Below are 22,906 nucleotides of genomic sequence, written 5' to 3'. Positions count from 1 at the left end.
ATCTACACACGCACCTCCACCCTGTTTCCCTCCCCGACGCTCTGCCGATCTCGGAGCCGGCCGGACCGGCGAGGGCGGCGGCGCCGCGGCCGCGGGCCGGACCGGGGTCGCCGGGCGGCTGGTCACCACCGGCCGGGCGGGCGCGGCGGCGGGCCGGGCCGCGGCCGGGCGGGCGGTGACCGGCTTGCCGGCGCCGTACTGCTCCAGCAGTGGCTCCAGGTCACCGGCGGTCAGCGACGGGCCCGCGAGGTCGCACCACTCGAGCCAGGCCTCCTGGGCCTCCTCGACGGTCTGCCGCTCGTGGGACAGCGTGACCGCCTCGAACAGCTGCCGCGGGCCGGCCGCGGTGACGTCGGCCGAGCCGACCACCACGAACGACGGGTCGTCCTCCGCGATCACCAGCTTCGCGTTCAGGCCGCGCAGCGAGTGCACGATCACGCCGGCCTTCACCCAGTGCAGCAGGGCGTGCGGGCTCGTCGCCCCGGACAGCACGGTGTCCAGGCTCGCGTCCGTGATCAGGGTGTCGCCGGGTTCCAGTGGCAGCAAGGCAGCCGCGCCGGGACCGACGTGGCCGAAGGCGGCCACCAGGTTCCGGCGCGGGGCGAGCAGGGGAGTGATCGAGCCCCAGATGTCCCGGCCCGAGAGAAGTCGTACCGAACGTTCTGCCAGACCCAGCCGAGCGAGCTCCGCGTCCATGCCCCTGACCTTACTGGGTGCCCTCCGGAGTGTTGACGGCCGGAATATCTCTTGCTTGGAAGTAGTTGAACGCGCATGTAAGATGGTGCTCGCGAAGGGAGCAGGTCATGCAGTTCGGAATCTTCACGGTGGGCGACGTCACGACCGATCCCACGAACGGCAGCACGCCGACGGAGCACGAGCGGATCAAGGCGATGGTCCGGATCGCCCTCAAGGCCGAAGAGGTCGGCCTCGACGTCTTCGCGACCGGTGAGCACCACAACCCGCCGTTCGTCCCGTCCTCGCCGACGACGATGCTGGGGCACATCGCGGCGCAGACGTCCAAGATCGTCCTGTCGACGTCGACGACGCTGATCACCACGAACGACCCGGTGAAGATCGCCGAGGACTTCGCGATGCTGCAGCACCTCGCCGACGGCCGCGTCGACCTGATGATGGGCCGCGGCAACACCGGCCCGGTCTACCCGTGGTTCGGCCAGGACATCCGGCAGGGCATCCCGCTCGCCATCGAGAACTACGCCCTCCTGCGCCGGTTGTGGCGCGAGGACGTGGTCGACTGGGAGGGCAGGTTCCGCACGCCGCTGCAGGGCTTCACGTCCACCCCGCGGCCGCTGGACGGCGTCCCGCCGTTCGTCTGGCACGGTTCGATCCGCAGCCCGGAGATCGCCGAGCAGGCCGCCTACTACGGCGACGGCTTCTTCGCCAACCACATCTTCTGGCCGAAGGAGCACTTCCAGCAGCTGATCTCGTTCTACCGGCAGCGGTTCGAGCACTACGGCCACGGCTCGGCCGACCAGGCGATCGTCGGCCTCGGCGGGCAGGCGTTCATCCGGCCGAAGTCGCAGGACGCGTGGAACGAGTTCCGGCCGTACTTCGACAACGCGCCGGTGTACGGGCACGGCCCGTCGCTGGAGGAGCTCACCGACCAGACGCCGCTGACCGTCGGCAGCCCGCAGGAGGTCATCGACAAGACGCTGACCTTCCGCGAGCACTTCGGCGACTACCAGCGCCAGCTGTTCCTGATGGACCACGCCGGCCTGCCGCTGAAGACCGTGCTGGAGCAGCTCGACCTGCTCGGCTCGGAGGTCGTCCCGGTGCTGCGCAAGGAACTCGACGCGATGCGTCCGGCCCACGTGCCGGACGCGCCGACCCACGAATCCCTCAAGGCGGCTTCGGCGGAGGTGACGGTATGAAGCTCGCAGTGGTGACGGCGGGTCTGTCGGTGCCTTCGTCGACCCGCCTGCTGGCCGACCGCCTGGCCGCGGCGACCGCCGCCGCGGCCGGGGAACCGGTCGAGGTGTCCGTGGTGGAGCTGCGGGACATCGCCCTGGACATCACGAAGAACCTGCTGACCGGCTTTCCGGGCCCGGAGCTGCGCGCGGCCATCGAGACGGTTACCGGCGCGGACGCGCTGATCGCGGTGACGCCGGTGTTCACGGCCGGCTACAGCGGGCTGTTCAAGTCCTTCTTCGACGTCCTCGACACGGATTCCCTGGTGGGCAAGCCGGTGCTGCTGGCCGCGACGGGTGGGACCGAGCGGCACTCGCTGGTCCTCGACTACCAGCTGCGGCCGTTGTTCGGTTACCTGAAGGCGGATCCGGTCGCCACGGGCGTGTACGCGGCTTCGTCGGACTGGGGCAGTGGCGAGGCTTCGGGGGCGTTGCAGCGGCGGATCGAGAAGGCCGGCGCGGAGCTGGCTTCGGCGGCCGAGGGTCGAGTTGCGCCTTCGGGGGAGCCGGCGTTCGTGCCGTTCGAGCAGCTGCTGGCGCAGTAGCGGGTAGCCGAACCCGGGCTGCCGGTCGAGAAGCCTGCCGAAAGCAGGGGGTGGTGCCTGCCGTCCGGCAGCGGCTGCCACGGGTGTCCGCCCCCTAATTTCACCCCCATGACCAGGCTTTTCCTCCTGCTCGCGGCCCTGCTGCTCGCCACCGCCACCCCGGCGGGCGCGGCGGCCCCGCGGGACATCGACGGCTACGTCCGCGCCTACCTCGACCACACCGGCCTGCCCGGCGCGGCGGTCGCCGTCACCCACGGCTCCGACGTCGTCCGCGTCGCCGGCTACGGCCACGACGCGGCGGGCGCGCCCATCGGCGCGTCGACCCGGCTGCCGATCGCGTCGCTCGGCAAGTCCATGACCGCGTTCGCCGTGCTCCAGCTGGTCGAGGCCGGGCGAGCCGGGCTCGACGAGCCGGTGACGCGGTACCTGCCGGACTTCCGGCTCGCCGATCCACGCGGCGGCCGGATCACCGTCCGGATGCTGCTGGACCAGACGTCCGGGATGGCCGACTCGGCGTTCCCCGACCTGAAGCTGCCGCAGCCGCACACCCTCGCCGAGGCCGTCACCCGGCTGGCGGACGCGCCGCTGGCGAGCGAGCCCGGTGCGCAGTTCCACTACCACAACCCGAACTACGAGGTCGCCGCCCGGATCGTCGAGGTCGTGTCCGGGCAGCCGTTCGCCGAGTACCTGAGGACGAAGCTGTTCGTCCCGCTCGGCATGACCGGCAGCGCCACCGTGGACGCGCCGCCGGCCGGGACCGAGGGGTACGTCCGGGCCTTCGGGATCGAGGTCCCGGTGTCCGAACCGGACTGGTTCACCGGCGGCAGCCACGGCGTGCTGAGCACCGCGGACGACCTGGCGAAGTGGCTGATCGCCCAGCGGAACGGCGGTGGCGTCGTTTCGCCGGCGAGCGCCGCGCTCGCCCACACGCCCGCCCCCGGCCGTGACTACGCGCTGGGCTGGACCGTCCGGGACGGCCGCGTCTCGCACACCGGCGACTGGTTCTCCCACACCGCGGCGCAGGTCCTGCTGCCCGGCGGGTACGGCGTCGCCGTGATCGCGAACACCGGGATGGCGCTGGACAACGACGCCGAGCTGCTGGCCCAGGGCCTGGCGAGCCTGCTGGCGGGCGGCACGCCGGAGCCCGCCCTGCCCGCCGGGGTGATCGCCGACCGGGTGCTCGGGGCACTGGCGCTGATCGCCGTGGGGCTCGCGGTCCTCGGCGTCCGGCGAGCCGGGCGGAAACCGCGGTGGTGGCGGATCGGGCCGCCGCTGCTGCCGCTCGTCCCGCTGGTGTTCCTGCCGCAGCTGCTCGGGTGGGTATTCGCCGGACGGCGGGGTACCTACGCCCAGGTGCTCCACGTCTGGCCGGGGCTCGTGATCGCGCTCGGCGTGGCCACGCTGGCGGGGCTGCTCGTGGCCGCGGCCAGGGTGCGGGCCCTCGTGAGTGGCACGCGAGGCCGTCACCAGGAAGAATCGGGCGAAACGAGGGGAGACGACCGGTGGGTCTCGGCAAACAGGCGAAGCGGATCCTGATCACGGTGGCCGGGGCCATCCTGCTGGTGGTCGGGGTGCTGCTGCTCGTCCTGCCCGGCCCCGGGCTGCTGCTGGTGCTCGCCGGGTTGCTGCTGCTGGCGTCGGAGTTCCCGGCGCTCGAGCGGTACGTCGACCCGGTGCGCGACCGCGCGATGAAGGCGGCCGAGGACAGCGTGTCGTCCCCGTTGCGCATCGCCGGCTCGGTGCTGGCCGGGCTGGCGCTGCTGGCGGCGGGGATCGTGTGGGGCACGGTGAAGTCGCTGCCGTTCAGCGGGTGGAGCACCGGGTCGAGCCTGATCCTGTCGTCGGTGATCCTGTTCGCGCTGCTGATCTGGAGCTATCGGCGGGTCAAGGCGCGCCGGAAGACGAAGGCTCCGACGGACCGGTGAGCCGCGTCAGGAGCTCGCCGGCGCGTCGGCCGTGACGGGGAGCAGCCCGCGTTCACCGAAGACCTTCTTGGCCGCGAAGGTCGCGTTGAGCGCCTTCGGGAATCCACAGTAGACAGCCGAGTGCAGCAGCGCCTCGACGATCTCCGCCGGCGTCAGCCCGACGTTCAGCGACGCGTTGACGTGCCACTCCAGCTGCGGCTCGCACCCGCCGAGGGCGGTGAGCATGCCCAGGGTGACGAGCTGGCGGTCGCGCGGCGGCAGGCCGGGCCGGGCGTAGACGTCGCCGTAGCCCCACGAGACGACCGCTTCGGCCAGCGCGGGCGAGACGTCGGCGAGGCTGTCGAGCACGCGGCCGCCGTCGCTGTCGATTCCGGTCAGGGTCTGCAGGCCACGTTCGAAGCGTTCGTCGGTCATGTCGGGTCCTTTCCCCAGTGCGTCCGGAACCGACGCTAGGGGCTGGAGCGCGCTCCAGGTCAAACGTGACGGCCACCACGGCACTCCGCCGCGGTGGCCGTCACCGGGACTCAGACCGCCAGCGCCGTGCCGCGGGCCGAAGCGCCCGAGTTCACGTACACGTAGAAGCTCGTCCCTGCTTCGTCCGACTTCGTGCCCGCCGTGTTCGTGCTCCACGCCCGCAGCTGGACGTACGAGCCGCTCTGGCGGTCCGCCGGTACGTCGAAGCCGAACGTCGCCGTGCCGTCCGGACCCGGGGCCAGCGTCGTCTCCGGGCCGGAGTCCACCTGGTAGCCGTACGCCGCCAGGTTCGCCTGGACCGGCGACAGGGTGCACTGGATGTGCTGCCCCGGCGCCACCGACCAGCCGGTCGCGTCACACGTCAGACGCGGCGAGGAGTACGCCACGTAGAAGTAGTAACCGCCCTGCTCGGACACCGTGCCGTCGGCGAGCTTCGTCGTCACCCAGATGCTGTTGGTGTAGCTCTGCGTCGGGGTGAACACCACGCTCGCCGTGCCGTCCGGGCCGGCCGGGACGGTGGTCTGCGGTCCGCTGCCGAACTGGTAGGTGTAGCTGACCGCGCCCGGGACCGGCGACGAGAACACGAACGTGCCGGGCGTGCCCACCGCGCCGCTGGTCTGGCCCTCCGGGTACTCCGCGCTCGTCACCTTCGGCTTGTTCGACGCGACCATGGCGCTGCCCTGGCCCCAGCCGGAGCGGACGCCCGAGGCGAGGCTCGTGTACACGTACAGCGAGTTCCACGACGACGTCGTCGGCGTGACCGTGATGGTCGCGGTGCCGTCCGCCTCGAGCGGCACGGTGACCGGGTCGCCCGACTCGAGGCGGTAGGTCGCCGTCACCGAGCCGGGCAGCGTGGCGTGCACCCGGAACTGCAGCGGCAGGCCCTGGACGGGGTTCGCGGTGAGCGTCTCGACCTCGGGCTCGCCCGCTTCGCTCAGCATCTGCTCGTCGGTCGCCGCGGTCAGGTACCCCGTCGCGAGCCGGGACCGGACGGACACCTGGATCGTGTACTGCTCCGGATCGGCCGGCGTGACGGTCACGGTCGCCTTACCGTCCGGCCCGGCCGCCACGATGCGGTCGTCCTGGCCGGACAGGTGGTAGACGTACTCGGTGACCGGGGTGCTGCTGCCCGGCGCGAACACGCACGTCCGCTCGGTGCCGACGTAGGCGTCGAACGGCGTGCAGGTCACGAGGGGCTGGTTGTCCGCGACCCAGTACCGGTAGGAGGCGGTCGGCCCCTGGTTGCCCGCCGCGTCGACGGCCGTCGCGCTGAGGCTCACCGGACCGTTCCGATCCGGCGCGTACCGCACGGTCGCCTTGCCGCCGCGGCGGTCGGCCGCCGCGTAGCCGCCGTCCCACTTGAAGCCGACGACGTCCGTGTCACCCTTGGCGTCGAAGACGAACGTCCCCGGGATGCCGGTGCCGCCGGATCCGGGCGGCGCTTCGGCGTGGTAGTCGGGGGACGTGATCACCGGCGCCGCCGCGGGCGGGGTGAAGTCCGTGGTGAACTTGCAGGTCGCGCTCCACGGTCCGAAGAGACCGCTGTCGTCCTTGCCCCGCGCCTGCCAGGCGTAGGTGACACCTTCGCTGACGCGCGAGGTGATCTCGACCCACGTGAGGGCGGCGCCGGGCAGGGTCGTGCGCTGGTCGGGGTGGTCGACGGGCCAGAACGCGAACTCCGTACCGGGGTAGGCGTCGTCGGGGTCCGTGACGTCGACGCCCAGCACCACCTGCCGGGGCACCACGAGCGGCTTCGCCGTGCACGCCTGGTAGGTGACCTTCAGCCCGGTCGGCTTGGCCGGCGGCTTGTCGTAGTCGAGGAAGAGCTTCGCCTTCGGGTCGTACTCGCGGCCGAACTGCGGGTCGTTCAGCTGGTTGTCCGGCAGCCGCAGGACGAACGACGCCGTCGTGCGCCCGGCGTCGAGCGCGTTCTGGATCGCCGCGGTGGCCGTCCAGGTCAGCCGGTCCGACGGGCACGACGAGTCGAGGAACGGGCCGTTGACCTTGAGCAGCTCGGCCGGCTGGGTGTTCCACGTCGGCTTCTTCGCCGGAGCGGTCAGCCAGAGCTCCGTCGAGCGTGTGGTGGAACAGTCGGTGACGGCGGTTTCGCCCGTGCTGACGTACGCCGACCGCAAGCGGTTCCCGCGCAGCGCCGAGAGGTCGAAGGTGACGTAGGACTTGGACACGTGGTTCGTGCCGCCGGCGTAGGTGTGCGCGCCGACCGGCGCGTTCCCGGCCTGGTCGACGAAGCTGGCCTTCGGTGCCGCCGAGTCGACGTAGGCCCACGAAGCGGCCGTGATCTCGGTGCTCGATTCCGCCGCGGCCGGGGCCGCGGTGAGGACCGCGGTGCCGGTCGCGACCACGGCCGTGACGAGTGTGAGAACGCCCGCTCTCGCGGGCAGCTTGGATCTTCCGGAGCCCAAAACGGCTCACCCCCTGTGCGTGTGCACCCGATGGCCGTGGAGTACGGCCATACCGCTATCGCACACGCACAGGGGGCGTTACCGGTTGCCTCGCTTACTTACCGCTGGTGAACAGGGCATTCACGTCCGAATCGGACAATGCCCGGTCGTAGACGTGGACCTGGTCGACCGCCCCGTTCAGGAAGTCGACCGGGCCGCCGCCGTACTTGCCGCGGCCGATCACCGTGTGCCCGGTGGACGCCTCGCCGAGGCACACGCTCTTCGTCGCGGCCGGCTGGCCGTCCACGTAGAGCTTGAGCGTTCCCGCCGCGGCGTCGCGGACGCCGACCACGTGGTACCAGCGGTTCGCTTCCGGCGCCGTGGGCGCCAGGGCCCGCGTGCCCACGAAGCTCATCGCCAGCCGGTGGTCCGCGCCCGAGTACTGCAGGAAGAACGCGCTGTGGTCGTCGCCGTCCTGGCTCACCACGGTCTGGAAGCCGTCGCCGACGGCGTTGAACTTCACCCACGCCGCCGCGCTGTAGCTGCCTTCGGTGTTCAGCAGGGCGGCGCCGGTGTCGGCGAACTGGCCGGAACCGTTGACCGCCAACGCCGAACCGCTCTTGCCCGCGGTCCAGGACGCGCCGCCGACGAGCGTGGCGTCGTGGCTGCCGGCGACGTCCTTCGCCACCGTGCCCGCGTTTTCGTCGAACGGGTACGCGGCGATGCCGTCGATCCCGGGCGTGCCGGCGGGCACGGACGGGCCGGACACCGGGGCACCGGTGGCGCCCTTGATCACCGCGAGGTTCGCCGCGCGGACCGCCGCGAAGTCCATCTTCTTCACCTGCCGGTCGTAGGTGAAGAAGCCGTTGACCTCCTTCTCGACGTCGGTGGTCTGCGTGTAGACACCCGCCGAGACGCCGCACTTCTGGGCGACCAGCAGCAGGCGCTGCTGCAGCTCGCCGTAGCGCCGGGTCAGCGTCGCGCTGTCGGGCTCCATTTCGTACGCGAAGCTGCCCGCCGGGTCGAACTGGTGGCCGTCGACCTTCAGGCCGAGACCGCCGTACTCGCCGTCGACCGCCGCGCGCGTGCCGCTCTGCGCCGGCGTGCCCGGGCCCGTGTAGGTGTGGTCGTCGTAGATGTCACCCTTGCCGCTGTCCGGTTCGGACCGGCAGCAGTTGACGCCGGACTCGGCGTTCACCAGCCGGGAGGGATCCCACGACTTGACCTCGTCGGCGATCCGGCCGACCTCGTAGTCGCCCCAGCCCTCGTTGAACGGCACCCACGTGACGATCGACGGGAAGCTGCGGTGCTGGTCGATCATCCGGTGCATTTCGGACTCGTAGTTGACGCGCGAGGCCGCGGACGGCTCGACGTCGTCCTTCATCGCCGGCATGTCCTGCCAGACCATGAGCCCGAGCTTGTCGGCGTAGTAGTACCAGCGGTCCGGCTCGACCTTGATGTGCTTGCGCACCATGTTGAAGCCGAGCGCCTTCTCCTGCTCGAGGTCGAACTTCAGGGCCGCGTCGGTGGGCGCGGTGTAGATGCCGTCCGGCCAGAAACCCTGGTCGAGCGGGCCGACCTGCATCACGAACTTGCCGTTGAGCAGCATCCGCTGCTTGCCGTCGGCGGTCTTGCCGAGGCCGATCGTGCGCAGCCCGAAGTACGAGCCGGCCTCGTCGCCCGACGGGACGAGCTTCACCCGCAGGTCGTAGAGGAACGGGTCGTCCGGCGACCACAGGTGCGGCCGGTCCACCTTGAGCTTCAACGGCTTGTTCGCGTCGCCGGACACGCGCCCGACCGGGCGGCCGTGGTCGTAGGCGACGGCTTCGACGCGCTGCTTCACCGGCCCGCCGACGACGGCGGTCACCGTCACCGAACCGAGGTCCGGCGTGACGTCCAGGCGGTCGATGCGCGCGGACGCGACCGGTTCCATCCAGACGGTCTGCCAGATGCCCGACGACGGCGTGTAGAAGATGCCGTCACCGGGTTGGCGCTGCTTGCCGATCGGCTGCCCGCCCTGGTCGTTCGGGTCGGCGACCCCGACCACGACCTCCTGGGTCCTGCCCGTGGTGAGCGCGTCGGTGACGTCCACGGACCAGGCGTCGTAGCCGCCGGTGTGGCGGCCGACGGTCCTGCCGTTGACGATCACCGTGCTGTCGTAGTCGACGGCCTGGAAGTGCAGCAGCAGCCGCTGCCCGCCCTTGCCGACCTGCCAGTTCTTCGGCACCTCGAAGGTGCGCCGGTACCACATGTTCGTTTCGTGGCGCATGATCCCGGACAGCGCGGACTCGACCGGGTAGGGCACGAGAATGCGCTCTCCCAGTGTCTTGCCGACCGGCGCGGCCTCACCCGGGGTCGCCTTGGCGAACTCCCAGACGCCGTTGAGGTTCTGCCACTTGTCGCGGGTCAGCTGCGGTCTCGGGTAGTCCGGCAGCGCGTTGGTGGGGGAGACGTCCTTGGTCCACGGCGTGGACAGCGGCGGGGTGAGCCGCTGCCACTGCGGTGGGGACTCGGCGTGCGCGGCGGGGACCGCGAGGCCGGTGAGGACCAGTGCCAGCACGGCAGCCAGTCGGGCGGGGCGGAACATCGTTGAACCTCCTGGTAGGGGACAGGGTTCAGCGGGTACGGGAGCGCGCGAGCAGGCGCTGGATCACCACGACGACGAGCAGGAAGGCCCCGCTCACCACGGTCTGGTAGTTGGAGTCGAGGGTGCCGATCTGGTTGATGACGTTCTGGATCAGCGTGCGCAGCAGCACGCCGACGAGGGTGCCGATGATCGTCCCGGCGCCGCCGGTGAGCAGCGTGCCGCCGATGACGACGACCGAGATCGCGTCCAGTTCGGTGCCGACGCCGATCACCGTGACGCCGGACTGCAGGTACGCGGCGGTGAGGACGCCGGCGAACCCGGCCAAGCCGCCGCTCAGCGTGTAGAGGCTGATCTTGGTGCGGGCCACCGGGAGGCCCATCAGCAGCGCGGACTGCTCGGCACCGCCGATGGCGAACACGGACTGGCCGAACCGCGTGCGGCGCAGGAGGAGCCCGCCGAGCGCGAACAGCACGAGCGTGAGGTACACCGGGACGCCGACGCCGAAGATCGTGCCCTGGCCGAGCCAGAGGAACGCCGAGCCCGGGTCCACTTTGTACGTCGTCGCGCCTTCGGACGTCAGCGCCAGCAGGAGTCCGCGGGCGAACAAGAGCGACGCGAGCGTCACGATGAACGGCGCCATCCCGGTGCGGGCGATGAGCAGGCCGTTGACGAAGCCGATCAGCGAACACACGGCCAGCGGCAACAGGATCGCGACGACCAGGCCGTACTGCGCGCCCCAGGCGGCGAGGACGCCGCCGAGCGCGTAGTTCGACCCGACCGACAGGTCGATGCCGCCGGAGATGATCACGAACGTCATGCCCAGCGCGATCACCGCGAGGAACGAGCCCTGCAGCACGAGGCTGCGCAGGTTGTCCGCGGTGCCGAAGTGCGGGAAGGCGAACCACGACGCGAAGATGCCGAGCACGAGCACGACGGCCGCGCCCTGGCGCTGCAGCACGCCGGCGAACGCGGCGTTGCGGGCGGTGGTCTGGACGGCGGTCATCGGCTGCTCCGCTCGCGCGCGACGTAGACCGCGACGACGATGATGGCCGCCTGGACCATCTGCGCGGTGGAGTCCGGCAGGTTGTGCTTGATCAGGGTCGCCTGGACGAGCTGCATGAGCAGGGCGCCGAACACGGTGCCGAGCACGCGGACCCGGCCGCCGGTCAGCGGCGTGCCGCCGACGACGACCGCGGTGATCGCGGACAGCTCCATGAGCAGGCCGACGTCGCTCGGGTCGCTCGCGGCCAGCCGCGACGTCGCCAGCACGCCGGCGATCGCCGCCAGCGCCCCGGAAATCACGTAGACGCTGATGAGCACGCGCTTCACCGGCAGGCCGGCCAGGGTGCTCGCGGCGCGGTTGCCGCCGACCGCGACCAGGTGCCGCCCGAACGTCGTGCGCTGGACGACCAGCCCGGTCAGCACCGCCAGCACGCCCGCGACGATCACCATGATCGGGACGCCGAGCAGGTCACCGGTGCCCAGCTCCAGGAAGTCCTGGTTGCGCAGCTGGACGAGCTGGCCGTGGGCGATCACCAGGGCGAGTCCCCGCCCGCCGACCAGCAGCGCGAGGGTCGCGATGATCGGCTGGATCCCCAGGTACGCCACCAGGTACCCGCTGAACAGGCCGGAGAGCACGCCGGCGATGACGGCGACGATGATCGCCATCAAGGGCCCGGCGCCCAGGTAGAGCGGGATGAGCGCGGCGGCGATCGACATCACCGAACCGACCGACAGGTCGATGCCCTCGGTGCCGATCACCAGCGCCATGCCGAGCGCGACGATGCAGACCGGCGCCGCCTGCACCAGCTGGGTGCGGAAGTTGGCCGCGGACAGGAAGTTGGCGGTGAACACCACGTTGAACAGCAGCAGCACGACGACGGCCAGGTAGACGCCGTAGTTCTGCAGCCACGCGGTGACCTTCGCGCGCTCAAGGGTGGCGGTGGACATCGTTGTCACCCTCCGCTGCGATCGCCGTCAGGACGTTCTCCTCGGTGATGCGGTCGCCGGTCAGCTCGCCGACGACCGAGCCGTCGCGCAGGACGACCACGCGGTCGGACCCGTCGATCAGTTCCTCCAGTTCGGACGAGATGAGCAGCACGCCGAGCCCTTCCTGCGCGAGTTCGTCGATCAGCGCCTGGACTTCGGCCTTGGCGCCGACGTCGATGCCGCGCGTCGGCTCGTCGAGCAGCAGGATCTTCGGGCCGGTGGCGAGCCAGCGGGCGAGCAGCACCTTCTGCTGGTTGCCGCCGGAGAGCTCCGACACCTTCTGTTCCGGGCTCGCGGCCTTGATCCGCAGGCGGTCCATGAAGATCTTGACGATCTTGTCCTGCTTGGCCTTGCTGACCAGGCCGAACGGCGAGAGCGTCGGCAGCGCGGCGAGGACGATGTTTTCGCGGACCGACAGGTTGGGGATGATCCCGTCGGTCTTGCGGTCCTCGGCCAGCAGCGCGATCCCGGCCCGCATGGCGGCCTTGATTCTGCCCTTCTTGAGCGGTTTCCCGGCCAGCAGCACGCTTCCGCCGTCGAGCGGGAACGCACCGACGATGGCCCGCGCGGTCTCGCTGCGGCCGGAGCCGAGCAGGCCGGCGAGGCCGACGACCTCGCCGGGCCGGATGCTCACCGAGACGTCGTGCAGCCTTCGCATGCCGGACAGGTTCTCGGCCTTGAGCAGCGGTTCGCGCTCGACGTCGTGTTCCTCGCCGAACGCCGTGACGCCTTCCTCGCGGATCTGCTTGATCTCCCGGCCGAGCATCTTGGACACCAGCTCGATCCGCGGCAGGTCCTTCAACGGTCCACTGTGGACGACGCGGCCGTCGCGCAGCACGGTGACGCTGTCGCAGACCCGGTACAGCTCGTCCATCCGGTGGCTGACGTAGACGATCGCGATGCCCTCGGCGTGCAGCCGGTTCAGCACCTCGAAGAGCGTCTCGACCTCGCGCGGCTCGAGCGACGACGTCGGCTCGTCCATGATGACGACCTTCGCGTCGGTCGAGACCGCGCGGGCGAGCGCGACCATCTGCTGCGCGCCGACACCGAGGGTGTGCAGCGGCCGCTTGACGTCGTCGGTGATGCCGTAGCCCTTGAGCAGCTCGCGGGCGTCGGCGTACATCTTCGACCAGTCGACGAGACCCGCGCGGGTGCGCGGCTCGCGGCCGAGGAAGACGTTGCCGGCGATGCTCATCAGCGGGACGAGGTTGACCTCCTGGTAGATCGTGGAGATCCCGGCGCGCTGCGCGTCGATCGGCCGCTTGAACGTCACCGGCGCGCCGAGGTGGCGGACCTCGCCCTCGTCGGGCTGGTAGACGCCGGTGAGCACCTTGATCAGCGTGGACTTGCCCGCGCCGTTCTCGCCGACCAGCGCGTGCACCTCGCCCGGCCGCAGCGCGAAGCCGACGTCGTCGAGCGCGAGGGTGCCGGGGAACCGCTTGGTCACCCCGGCCACCTCGAGCACCGGTGCGGTCGTCATGGCGACGTCCTCCTCGGTGGCGGCCGTCATCAGTACGCGTTCCCGACCTTCTGGGCCGCGTTGGACTCGTCGTACTGGTCGTCGCTGATCACGATGCTCGCCGGGATGGCCTCGCCGTTCTCGAACTTCTGCAGCGTCTGGAAGGCCAGCGGGCCGAAGCGCGGGTTGGACTCGATGACGGCGTTGTAGCTGCCGTCGGCGATGAGCTGCACGGCGTTGCGGGTGCCGTCGATGGAGACGACCTTGACGTCCTTGCCCGGCGTCTTGCCGGCCGTCTTGAGCGCGTTGACCGCGCCGACGCCCATCTCGTCGTTCTCGGCGTAGACCGCGGTGACGTCGGGGTGGCTCTGGATCAGCTGCTCCATCACCGACTGGCCCTTGGAGCGGTCGAACTCGCCGGTCTGCTCGGCGACCACGGACAGGCCGGGCGTCTTGGCGAGCTCGTCCTTGAAGCCCTGGGTGCGGTCGGTGGTCACGTTGTTGCCGGACGAGCCGAGCAGGATGACGACCTTGCCGGTGCCGCCGGTCGCCTTCGCCATCGCCTGGGCGGCGCGCTTGCCCTGCTCGACGAAGTTGGAGCCGATGAAGGTCAGGTAGTCGGTGCACGCCTGGGACGTCACCTTGCGGTCGATGGTGACGACCGGGACCTTCTTGGCCTTCGCCGCGTCGAGCGCGGGCTGGAGGCCGTCGGAGTTCAGCGGCGCGACGACCAGCAGCTGGGCGCCGCGGTCGAGCATCGACTTGATGTCGCTGATCTGGCGGTTCAGGTCGCTCTGGGCGTTGGTGACGAGCAGCTTGTCCTGCGCGATGCCGAGCTTGGCGGCTTCGTCGCGAATGGACTGCGTCTCGGCGATCCGGAAGGGGTTGGCCTCCTTTTCGGACTGGGAGAAACCCACCACCGCCGTCTTGAGGTCGACCTTGGGGTAACCGGTCTTGGTGAGGGTGCAGCCGTCGGCGGACGGCGCGGCCGACTGGGCGCTGGCGGCCGGCCCGCCGCCGCTCGACGGGGCGGCGGGGGTTTCTTCCCTGCTCGTGCAGGACGTGAGGGTCAGCGCGGCGGCGGCCGCGGTGACCAGGACCAGTCGGGGACGGGAGGACAAGAGCACGGCGACTCCTCGGGCAGCGTCGTTGGTGGCCCGCTCACCGGGGTGATGCTTGCCTCACCGCGGGAGCCTTGAGGTACTTTTTACATCGTTGGAACAACGTTGTAAACCGGCAGCGGCTCGCTACACTTCGTGCTCACTCTCTGAAGGGACCGCCCGTGACCGTCACGCTCAAGGACGTCGCCACGCTCGCCGGAGTGTCGGTGAAGACGGTGTCGAACGTCGTGAACGGCTACGCCTTCGTCAAGCCGGAAAACCGCCGGCGCGTCGAGGAGGCCCTGGCGGCGACCGGGTACCGGCCGAACGTCGGGGCCCGCAACCTCCGCCGCGGCCGCACCGGCTTCCTGGCGCTGATGGTGCCGGAGCTGTCGATCCCGTACTTCGGCGAGCTGGCCGGGCTGGTCATCACGGCGGCGCAGAAGCGCGGCTGGAGCGTCCTGATCGAACAGACGCAGGGGACGCGGTCGCGGGAGCGGGAGACGTTGTCGTCGCTGGGGCCGCACCTGGTCGACGGGGCCCTGGTGCACCCGGAAGCCCTGGAGGCGGCGGACTTCCCGGCCGAGCCGGGCGGGATCCCGCTGGTCATGCTGGGTGAGCACGCGGTCGACGTGCCGATCGACCACGTGGCGATCGACAACGTCCTGGCGGCGCGCACGGCGGTGTCCCACCTGGCCTCGCTGGGGCGCACGCGGATCGCGGCGATCGGGCGGAACCTCTCCCGCGGGACGTCGTCCCAGCGGCTGGCCGGCTACCGCGCAGCCCTGGCTTCGGCCGGTTTGTCCTATTCGGACGCTTTGGTGGCCCCGGCGGAGAAGTGGCACCGATCGGTGGGTGCGGCGGCGATGAAGTCGTTGCTGGCCCTGCCGTCGCCGCCGGACGCGGTGTTCTGCTTCAACGACCTGCTGGCCATCGGCGCGCTGCGCGCGGTGGCCGAGCTGGGCCTGCGGGTCCCGCAGGACGTGGCGATCGTGGGGTTCGACAACAACGAAGAGAGCGCATTCTCCCTCCCGTCCCTGACCACGATCGCCCCGGACAAGACGGCGCTGGCCGAGGCGGCGGTGGACCTCGTCCACCGCCGCATCACCGGCGACACGACGTCCCCGCCCCAGGACATCCAGACCCCGTTCGCCCTGGAGATCCGCGAAAGCACCCGCGGCCGCTGACTCCCGTACCCAGCCGGTCGGCTCGCGTACCCAGCCAGTCGGTTCGCGTACCTGGACGGTCGGTTGGTGAGCCGACCCTCTGGGTACGCGAGCCGACCGTGGGGGTACGTGAACCGACCCTCTGGGTACGGATCAGCGGGTGGGCCAGTGCCAGGAGGGACGGTCGAGGCGGCCCTGGCCGGCGACTTTCGTCTCGCCGTACTCCTTTTCCAGCTCGATCGTGCCCACGTCCGCCACGGCCGCGAGGGCGTGGATCAGGGGCTGGGCGTGGGAGACCACCACCAGCTGGGTCTCCTTCGCCGCCGTCGCGATCAGGGTCGCCAGGGCCGGGAGGAGGTCCGGGTGGAGGCTCGTCTCCGGCTCGTTCAGGACCAGCAGCTCCGGCGGGCGCGGGGTCAGCAGGGCCGCCACCCACAGCAGGAAGCGCAGCGTGCCGTCCGACAGCTCCGCCGCCGACAACGGCCGCAGCAGGCCGTGCTGGCGCAACTCCACCGACAGCAGGCTGTCCTGGGAGCGCACGTCCAACGTCGAACCCGGGAACGCCGCGTCGAGCACTTCCGCGAGCTCCGCGGCCCGGCCCACCTCGATGATCGTCTGCAGGGCCGCCGCCAGGTCGGCGCCGTCGTGGGACAGCACCGGGGTGCGGGTGCCGATGCGGGACCGGCGGGCCGGGGCGTCGGCGTCCGTGCGGAAGTGGTCGTAGAACCGCCACGACCGGATGCGTTCGCGCAGCACCAGCAGTTCCGGGCACGCCCGCGGGTCCGCGAACTCGCTCAGCATGCTGTCCATCGGGCGGATCTTGAACCGGTCTTCGCCCCACGCCCCGGACGAAACGCGCGTGCGCACCGACGGCCCCGCCCGGTCCGCGAGCAACGCCGAGGGCCGCAGGTACGGCCCCGACCACACCGCTTCCCGCTTGAACTCCGGGTCGAGGTTGAACAGCGTCGCCGTCGGCACCGGCAACCCCAGGTCGAGCGCGTAGCCGAACTCGTCACCCGCGAAACCGAGCCGCAGCCCGACGGCCTTCGTGTGCACCTTGCCCTGAACCCGCGTCGTCCCGCGCCGCACGCCGTTCTCCGGGCCGGCCCACAGGGTCGACGGCAGTCCGCCCTCGCGTGCCAGGGCGGCCACGGCGCCGTTGCGCGACGCGTCCGCCAGCAGCCGCAGCGCCCGGTACAGGCTCGACTTGCCGCTTCCGTTCGGCCCGGTGACGACGGTCAGCCCGGACAGCGGCAACACCAGGTCGCGCAGCGAGCGATAGTTCTCGACAGCCAGCGTGGTGAGCATGGCCAGAACCTAGTCGCCGCAAATTCGTCCGATCTTTGTCCGGTCCAAGTCGTTGACACTCCCGAGTCGAACCAGTCAGGATCACAGATCCTATAGGATCCACGGTTTGTCTGGACCTCGAAGGAGTGGTCATGGCAGCACGGGCTCTCGGTGTCCTCGCCGGGCTCGCGGTGGTCGCGGGTCTGCTCACCGCGCCGGCGGCGGTGGCGGAAGAACCCCAGCTCATAGCGCAGAAACCGTACCTGGGCTGGAGCAGCTGGAGCCTCGAGTCGACCAACTACCCCGGCGTCAACCCGACCGGCACGGCCAGCTGGCTCACCGAGCAGCACGTCCTCCAGCAGGCCGACGTGCTCGCCGCGAAGTTCAAGGCGCACGGCTACACCTACGTCAACATCGACGCCGGCTGGGCGAATTCATTCGATGAATACGCCCGCCCGGTGGTCAACCCGGTGACGTTCCCCGACGGCATGAAGTACGTGGCCGACTACGTCCACCGCAAGGGCCTCAAGCTCGGCTCCTACCTGGCCGTCGGCCTCGACCTCAAGGCGTACCACGACGGCGACTCGCCCATCGCGGGCACCGCGGACTGCCACACCCGGGACCTCGTCTACCCCGACCTGCGCAGGACCAACGGCTGGGACTCCGCCTACAAGATCGACTTCGCGAACCCGTGCGCCCAGTCCTATGTGGACTCCGTGGCGCGGCTGCTGGCCGGCTGGGGCGTCGACTTCCTCAAGCTCGACGGCGTCGGCCCCGGCTCCTTCAAGGGCGGCGAGAACCACACCAACACCGCCGACGTCGAAGCGTGGCACAAGGCGATCGCCAAAACCGGCCGCCCGATGGAGTTCGTCGTCTCCTGGGCGCTGAGCCACCGCCAGGCCGACGTCTGGAAGGCCAACACGAACGGCTGGCGCGTCGACACCGACGTCGAGTGCTACTGCGACACCCTCGTGACCTGGAACGCCTCGGTCAAGCAGCGCTGGAACGACGTCGTGCAGTGGATCCCCGACGCGGGCCCCGGTCACTGGAACAACCTCGACTCCCTCGACGTCGGCAGCGGCAAGATGGACGGGCTCACCGAAGCCGAGCGTCAGAGTTACATGACGCTGTGGGCGATCGAAGCCGCGCCGCTCTACCTCGGCGACGACCTCACCCGGCTCGACGACTACGGCGTCAAGCTGCTGACCAACGACGAGGTCATCGCGGTCGACCAGGCCGGCATCCCGGCCAAGCCGGTGAGCCGGACGACCGACCAGCAGGTCTGGTACAACCGCAACGCCGACGGCAGCTACACGGTGGCCCTGTTCAACCTCGCCGCGGTGCCCGCCCGGGTGACCGCGGACCTCGCGCAGCTCGGCATCACCGGCCCGGTGCGGATCCGCGACCTCTGGGCGCACGACGACGTCCGCGACACGACCGCGGACCTGCCGGTGCACGGCTCGCGGCTGTTCAAGGTCACCCCGCGCGACCGCACCGCGCTCGCCGCGCCCGCCGTCGTGCACGGCACCGCGGCCACCGGCACCAGCATCGCCCTGGCCTGGGACGCCTCGAAGGGCGCGCAGAGCTACGACGTCTACGCGAACGGGCGCAAAGTCACCAGCGTGAACGGCAGTGCCGCCACGGTCACCGGCCTCGAGCCGTCGACGTCGTACGACTTCACCGTGGTGGCGAACCAGCGGTCCGGCAGGCCGTCCGCGCCCAGCCGGAAGATCGGCCTGACGACCTCCGCGGCCGGTGGCCCCAGGACGTACGAAGCCGAAAACGGCAGCCCGCAGGGCGGTGCGACGGTCTACGACTGCGCCTGCTCGGGCGGCAAGAAGGTCGGCTACCTCGGCGGCAGCGGCTACGTCGTGCTGCCCACGGTGACGACGGCCAAGGCGGGCACGTACCTGCTGCAGCTGTCCTATGTGGACGGCGATTCGAGCCGGACCGGGATCGTCACGGTCAACGGGACGTCGTTCCCGCTGCCGGTCGCCGGCAGCAACGACGACGACTGGAACACCCCGCAGGCGGTCACGATCCCGGTGTACCTGCAGGCCGGGGCCAACACGATCCAGATCGGCAACCAGGCGGGCTACGTCTACGACGTCGACAAGATCACCGTCTGATGGACCTGCTGCTCTCCTGGCCGCGTCCGGCGCGCGACTGGACCGAGGCGCTGCCGGTCGGCAACGGCCGCCTCGGCGCGATGGTCTTCGGCGGCGCCGGCCGGACCCGGGTCCAGGTCAACGACGCCACGGTCTGGTCCGGCACCCCGGGCGGCCCGGCCGCCGCGCTCGCCGGCATCGACGCCGGGCCGGACCGGCTCGCCGAGGTGCGGGAGGCGGTGTTCGCCAAGGACTTCCGGCGGGCCGAAGACCTCCTGATGGCGTTCGAGGGCCCGTACAGCCAGGAATTCCTGCCGTACGTGGACCTCTGGCTGACGCTGCCCGAAGGCGTCTCGCACGGCCACACGCTCGACCTCGACAACGGCGTCGTCACCGAGCGGCTCACCATCGACGGCCACGACGTCGAACGGACCACGTGGGTGAGCCGGCCCGCGCAGGTCCTCTGCGTCTCGGTGACGTCGACCGACGTCGGTGTCGACATAACGACACCGCTGCGGGAGGTGTGCTGGGACGGCCTGGACCTGGGCATCGAGATCCCGGTCGACGGCGCGCCGCGGCACGAGCCGCAGGTCGAGCAGCCGCTGCGGTACGGGACCACGGCCGGTTACGACCCGTTCGGCGCGGTCGCCGTCCGGGTGGCCCGCGACCGCACGCGGACCCTGGTCGTGCTGGCCAGTTCGACCAGCGCGCACGACGCCTGGACCGGCGCCCGGCCGCGCACCCGCGCCGAACACCACCGACGTGCGGCGGACCTGGCCGAACAGGCCGTCGCGGCCGGCGCCGACGCCCTCCGGCGAGGGCACGAGGCCGACCTGCGGCCGCTGCTCGGCGCGTGCCGGCTCCGGATCGGCGGCCGCCGCGGCGGCACCCACGACGTCGCCGAGCTGCTGTCCGGTGACGACGAACAGCTGACGGCGACCGTGCTCTTCCAGTACGGCCGGTACCTGCTGGCGAGCGCGTCCCGGCCCGGCGCGCCCCCGGCGAACCTGCAGGGCATCTGGAACGACGACCCGCGCCCGGCCTGGTCGTCGAACTACACGCTCAACATCAACACGCAGATGAACTACTGGGCCGCCGAGCCGACCGGGCTCGGCGAATGCCACCGGCCGCTGTTCGACCTGCTCGGCAAGCTCGCGGTGACCGGCGCCGACGTGGCGCGCGAGCTGTACGGCGCCCGCGGCTGGGTCACCCACCACAACACCGACCCGTGGGGCTGGGCGCTGCCGGTCGGGATGGGGCACGGCAACCCGTCGTGGGCGATCTGGCCGATGGGCGGCGCGTGGCTGGTCCAGCACGCGTGGGAGCACTACGACTTCACGCGCGACCACGCCTTTCTCGCGTCGACGGCCTGGCCGCTGCTGCGCGGCTGCGCCGAGTTCTGCCTGGACTGGCTGGTCGAGCGGGACGGCCACCTCGACACGTGCCCGTCGACGTCACCGGAGAACCTCTTCCGCTCCGGAACGGGGACGAAGGAGTCGCTGACATATTCGTCCACAATGGACGCCTCGCTGATCCGGGCGGTGTTCGGGCGCAGCCTGGCCGCGGCGGCCGCGCTCGGCGTCGACGACCCGCTGTGCGCCGAAATCGCGGCCGCGCTGCCCCGGCTGCGGCCGCTGCCCGTCCTGCCGGACGGCCGGCTGGGGGAGTGGGCCGAGGACCTCCCCGAGGAGGACCCGCTCCACCGGCACCTCTCGCCCCTGGTCGCGGTCCACCCGCTCGGCGAGATCGGATTGTCGACGCCGGGCGGGCTCGCCGCCGCGGCCGAGCGGACCCTCGACCGGCGTGGCCCGGGGGCGATGGGCTGGTCGTGGGCGTGGAAGATCGCCCTGCGGGCCCGCCTCGGCGACGGCGAGACCGCGCGCTCGCTCCTGCGAGAGGCCACCCGGCCCGTCACCGGCGACCGCCACCGCGACGCCCCGGTCGACGGCTCCGAGTGGGGCGGGCTGCTGCCCAACCTGTTCAGCACGCACCCGCCGTTCCAGATCGACGGCAACCTCGGCTTCCCGGCCGGGATCGCGGAACTGCTGGTGCAGAGCCAGTCCGGCACCATCGTGCTGCTCCCGGCGCTGCCCGCGGCCTGGCCGGACGGCGAACTCCGTGGCCTGCGCTGCCGCGGCGGCGTCACCGTCGACCTGGTGTGGCGCGACGGCGAGCCGGACACCGTCCGGGTGAAGCGGACCAGCGGCGATCCCCGCGAGCCCGTTCACGTCCGGTTCCGCTGCGCTGCCACGGAACTCCGGCTGGACACCGGCGAATCGACCGTCCTGAAAGGACTGTGATGCTGACCGACCTCGGCCGTGACGCGTTGTGGGAGTACCGCAGCGACTACACGGCACCCGCCGATTTCGACGCCTTCTGGACGTCGACACTGGCGGAAGCACGGGCGCACGACATCGGTGTGCGCCTGACCCCGGTCGAGACGCCGTTGCAGGTGATCGACGTCTTCGACGTCACCTTCGCGGGCTTCGGCGGCCACCCGGTCCGCGCCTGGCTGAAGCTGCCCCGGCGTGCCGAGGGGCCGCTGCCGGCGGTCGTGCAGTTCCACGGCTACGGCGGCAGCCGCGGCAGCGAGCTCGAGCAGCTGCACTGGGCGGCGGCGGGCTATGCGCACCTGCAGGTCGACGTGCGCGGCCAGGGTGGCGTGACGCCGGACCCGGCCGGCAGCGGACCGGCCCACCCCGGCCACCTCACGCGCGGGATCGAGAGCCGCGAAACCTACGTCTACCGGCGGATCTTCACCGACGCGGCCCGCGCGGTCGACGCCGTGCGAGCGCTCGGCCCGGTGGATCCGGCCCGGGTGGCCGTCACCGGCAACAGCCAGGGCGGCGGCATCGCGCTGGCGGCCGCGGCGCTGGTCCCGGACGTCGTGGCCCTGCACGCCCAGGCCCCGTTCCTCTGCGACTTCCGGCGCGCGAGCCTGGTCGCCGGGGAGCGGCCGTACACGGAACTGACCGGCTACCTGGCCATGCACCGGACCCGGGCCGAACGCGTCTTCGACGTGCTGTCCTATTTCGACGGGGTCGGCTTCGCGGGCCGCGCGGACGTGCCCGCGTGGTTTTCCGTGGGGCTGATGGACGGCATCGTGCCGCCGTCGACGGTCTTCGGCGCCTACCACGCCTACCGCGGGCCGAAGGAGATCGCGGTTTGGGACTACGGCGGCCACGAAGCCGGCGGGGAGGACGACCTGCGTGCGGTGCTCGAAGCGTTCGGCGCAGTAGCCTGGGGAGGAGAGTCGAGAGGGGACCGATGACAGGCGGACGGCGCCTCGAGGCCCTGCCGAGCCGGCAGGTGCTCGCCGACGGCGTCCACGAGCAGATCCGGGCGCTGATCATGAACGACGGCATCGCCCCGGGCGCGCGGATGAACATCGACGAGATCGCCCGCGAGCTCGGCGTCTCCGGCACGCCGGTGCGCGAGGCGCTGGCGCGGCTGGAGTCCGAGGAGCTCGTCAGCCGGCTCCCGCTGCGCGGCTACCGCGTCACGGAACTGCTGAGCCGCAAGGAAGTCGACGACATGTACGCGCTGCGCCTGCTGCTGGAGCCGCCGTCCGCGGCGCTGGCGGCGGCGGCGATGTCGGACGCGAACGTGGCGCTGCTGCAGGCGGAGCTGGCGACCTGCCCGGCAGCGCCGGCGGAGGACGCGTACCGCGACTACAAGGCGTTGACCGCGCACGACCAGCGGCTGCACGAGCTGATCCTGCGCCTGGCCGGCAATGCGGCGGTCGAGCAGGCGTTCGCCCGCACCCACTGCCACCTGCACTTCTTCCGCCTGAACTACAACCAGCCGTTCGGCGAGCAGACGATCACGGAACACCGGGTGATCGTGGACGCCCTGATCGCGGGCAGCCCGGCGGGCGCCCGCCAGGCGATGACCGGCCACCTCGAAGTGGCCCGCGACCGTCTGCTCGACCGGCTCTGA

At 71.2% G+C, this 22,906-nt stretch carries 17 protein-coding genes and 1 pseudogene; 9 read left to right on the top strand and 9 right to left on the bottom strand.

From position 1 onward, the window contains the following. A pseudogene (locus ABZW17_RS38290) lies at window positions 1-696 on the bottom strand (hypothetical protein); the annotation flags it as partial. 107 nt (window positions 697-803) lie between these two features. Between ABZW17_RS38290 and ABZW17_RS38285 the strand changes: the two are divergent. The 4 genes from ABZW17_RS38285 to ABZW17_RS38270 all read left to right on the top strand — a co-directional run bounded on the left by ABZW17_RS38285 (window position 804) and on the right by ABZW17_RS38270 (window position 4,395). Further along, window positions 804-1,889 carry an LLM class flavin-dependent oxidoreductase gene (locus tag ABZW17_RS38285; protein ID WP_354825216.1) on the top strand — a complete coding sequence of 362 codons (1,086 nt, stop codon included), beginning with the start codon at window positions 804-806 and terminating at the stop codon, window positions 1,887-1,889. After that, window positions 1,886-2,470 carry a CE1759 family FMN reductase gene (locus tag ABZW17_RS38280; RefSeq protein WP_354825213.1) on the top strand — a complete coding sequence of 195 codons (585 nt, stop codon included), beginning with the start codon at window positions 1,886-1,888 and terminating at the stop codon, window positions 2,468-2,470. The genes ABZW17_RS38285 and ABZW17_RS38280 overlap by 4 nt, the downstream gene beginning before the upstream one ends. A gap of 108 nt (window positions 2,471-2,578) precedes the next feature. Continuing rightward, window positions 2,579-4,006 carry a serine hydrolase domain-containing protein gene (locus ABZW17_RS38275; protein WP_354825210.1) on the top strand — a complete coding sequence of 476 codons (1,428 nt, stop codon included), beginning with the start codon at window positions 2,579-2,581 and terminating at the stop codon, window positions 4,004-4,006. Then, entirely contained in the window at window positions 3,973-4,395 is a 423-nt protein-coding gene (locus tag ABZW17_RS38270) for a PGPGW domain-containing protein (RefSeq protein ID WP_354825207.1), read from the top strand. Before ABZW17_RS38275 ends, ABZW17_RS38270 begins: the two co-directional genes overlap by 34 nt. 6 nt (window positions 4,396-4,401) lie before the next feature. Here the strand turns inward: ABZW17_RS38270 and ABZW17_RS38265 are convergent, their stop codons facing one another. The 7 genes from ABZW17_RS38265 to ABZW17_RS38235 form a co-directional block, all read right to left on the bottom strand. Next, the gene (locus ABZW17_RS38265) at window positions 4,402-4,809 is read right to left on the bottom strand and encodes a carboxymuconolactone decarboxylase family protein (protein ID WP_354825204.1); all 408 of its coding nucleotides are present in this window, start codon (window positions 4,807-4,809) and stop codon (window positions 4,402-4,404) included. 110 nt (window positions 4,810-4,919) lie between these two features. Then, the gene (locus ABZW17_RS38260; RefSeq protein ID WP_354825200.1) at window positions 4,920-7,232 is read right to left on the bottom strand and encodes a hypothetical protein; all 2,313 of its coding nucleotides are present in this window, start codon (window positions 7,230-7,232) and stop codon (window positions 4,920-4,922) included. 154 nt (window positions 7,233-7,386) lie between these two features. Beyond that, window positions 7,387-9,858 (bottom strand): LamG-like jellyroll fold domain-containing protein, encoded by a 2,472-nt coding sequence (locus ABZW17_RS38255; RefSeq protein WP_354825197.1) that lies wholly within the window; start codon window positions 9,856-9,858, stop codon window positions 7,387-7,389. Between the two features lie 28 nt (window positions 9,859-9,886). Beyond that, window positions 9,887-10,861: an ABC transporter permease gene (locus ABZW17_RS38250; RefSeq protein ID WP_354825194.1), complete on the bottom strand. Its 975-nt coding sequence runs from the start codon at window positions 10,859-10,861 to the stop codon at window positions 9,887-9,889. Then, window positions 10,858-11,808 carry an ABC transporter permease gene (locus ABZW17_RS38245; RefSeq protein ID WP_354825191.1) on the bottom strand — a complete coding sequence of 317 codons (951 nt, stop codon included), beginning with the start codon at window positions 11,806-11,808 and terminating at the stop codon, window positions 10,858-10,860. Before ABZW17_RS38245 ends, ABZW17_RS38250 begins: the two co-directional genes overlap by 4 nt. After that, window positions 11,789-13,357: a sugar ABC transporter ATP-binding protein gene (locus ABZW17_RS38240; protein WP_354825188.1), complete on the bottom strand. Its 1,569-nt coding sequence runs from the start codon at window positions 13,355-13,357 to the stop codon at window positions 11,789-11,791. Before ABZW17_RS38240 ends, ABZW17_RS38245 begins: the two co-directional genes overlap by 20 nt. Beyond that, entirely contained in the window at window positions 13,357-14,433 is a 1,077-nt protein-coding gene (locus ABZW17_RS38235; RefSeq protein WP_354825184.1) for an ABC transporter substrate-binding protein, read from the bottom strand. The genes ABZW17_RS38240 and ABZW17_RS38235 overlap by 1 nt, the downstream gene beginning before the upstream one ends. 155 nt (window positions 14,434-14,588) lie before the next feature. On the opposite strand from ABZW17_RS38235, the gene ABZW17_RS38230 reads away from it, so the two are divergent. Further along, window positions 14,589-15,593, top strand: coding sequence for a LacI family DNA-binding transcriptional regulator (locus ABZW17_RS38230; RefSeq protein ID WP_354825181.1), 1,005 nt, complete (start codon window positions 14,589-14,591; stop codon window positions 15,591-15,593). A gap of 132 nt (window positions 15,594-15,725) precedes the next feature. Here ABZW17_RS38230 and ABZW17_RS38225 read toward each other — a convergent pair whose 3' ends face one another. Beyond that, entirely contained in the window at window positions 15,726-16,880 is a 1,155-nt protein-coding gene (locus ABZW17_RS38225; protein ID WP_354825178.1) for an AAA family ATPase, read from the bottom strand. Between the two features lie 131 nt (window positions 16,881-17,011). On the opposite strand from ABZW17_RS38225, the gene ABZW17_RS38220 reads away from it, so the two are divergent. From ABZW17_RS38220 to ABZW17_RS38205, 4 genes are read left to right on the top strand one after another with little or no spacing between them, the layout of a single operon-like run. Next, window positions 17,012-18,988 (top strand): CBM35 domain-containing protein, encoded by a 1,977-nt coding sequence (locus ABZW17_RS38220; RefSeq protein WP_354825175.1) that lies wholly within the window; start codon window positions 17,012-17,014, stop codon window positions 18,986-18,988. Next, a complete protein-coding gene (locus ABZW17_RS38215) occupies window positions 18,988-21,267 on the top strand; it encodes a glycoside hydrolase N-terminal domain-containing protein (protein WP_354825172.1) in 2,280 nt (759 codons plus the stop codon). The genes ABZW17_RS38220 and ABZW17_RS38215 overlap by 1 nt, the downstream gene beginning before the upstream one ends. Continuing rightward, window positions 21,267-22,238, top strand: a complete 972-nt coding sequence (locus ABZW17_RS38210) for an alpha/beta fold hydrolase (RefSeq protein ID WP_354825170.1) — start codon at window positions 21,267-21,269, stop codon at window positions 22,236-22,238. Before ABZW17_RS38215 ends, ABZW17_RS38210 begins: the two co-directional genes overlap by 1 nt. After that, window positions 22,235-22,906, top strand: coding sequence for a GntR family transcriptional regulator (locus ABZW17_RS38205; RefSeq protein WP_354825167.1), 672 nt, complete (start codon window positions 22,235-22,237; stop codon window positions 22,904-22,906). The genes ABZW17_RS38210 and ABZW17_RS38205 overlap by 4 nt, the downstream gene beginning before the upstream one ends.

Origin of the sequence: Amycolatopsis sp. NPDC004625, from assembly GCF_040609695.1 — a bacterium.
In the GTDB taxonomy this organism is placed as follows: Bacteria; Actinomycetota; Actinomycetes; order Mycobacteriales; family Pseudonocardiaceae; genus Amycolatopsis.
Note: the sequence above shows the minus strand (reverse complement) of the source record. Positions and strands in the feature narration are given on the sequence as shown.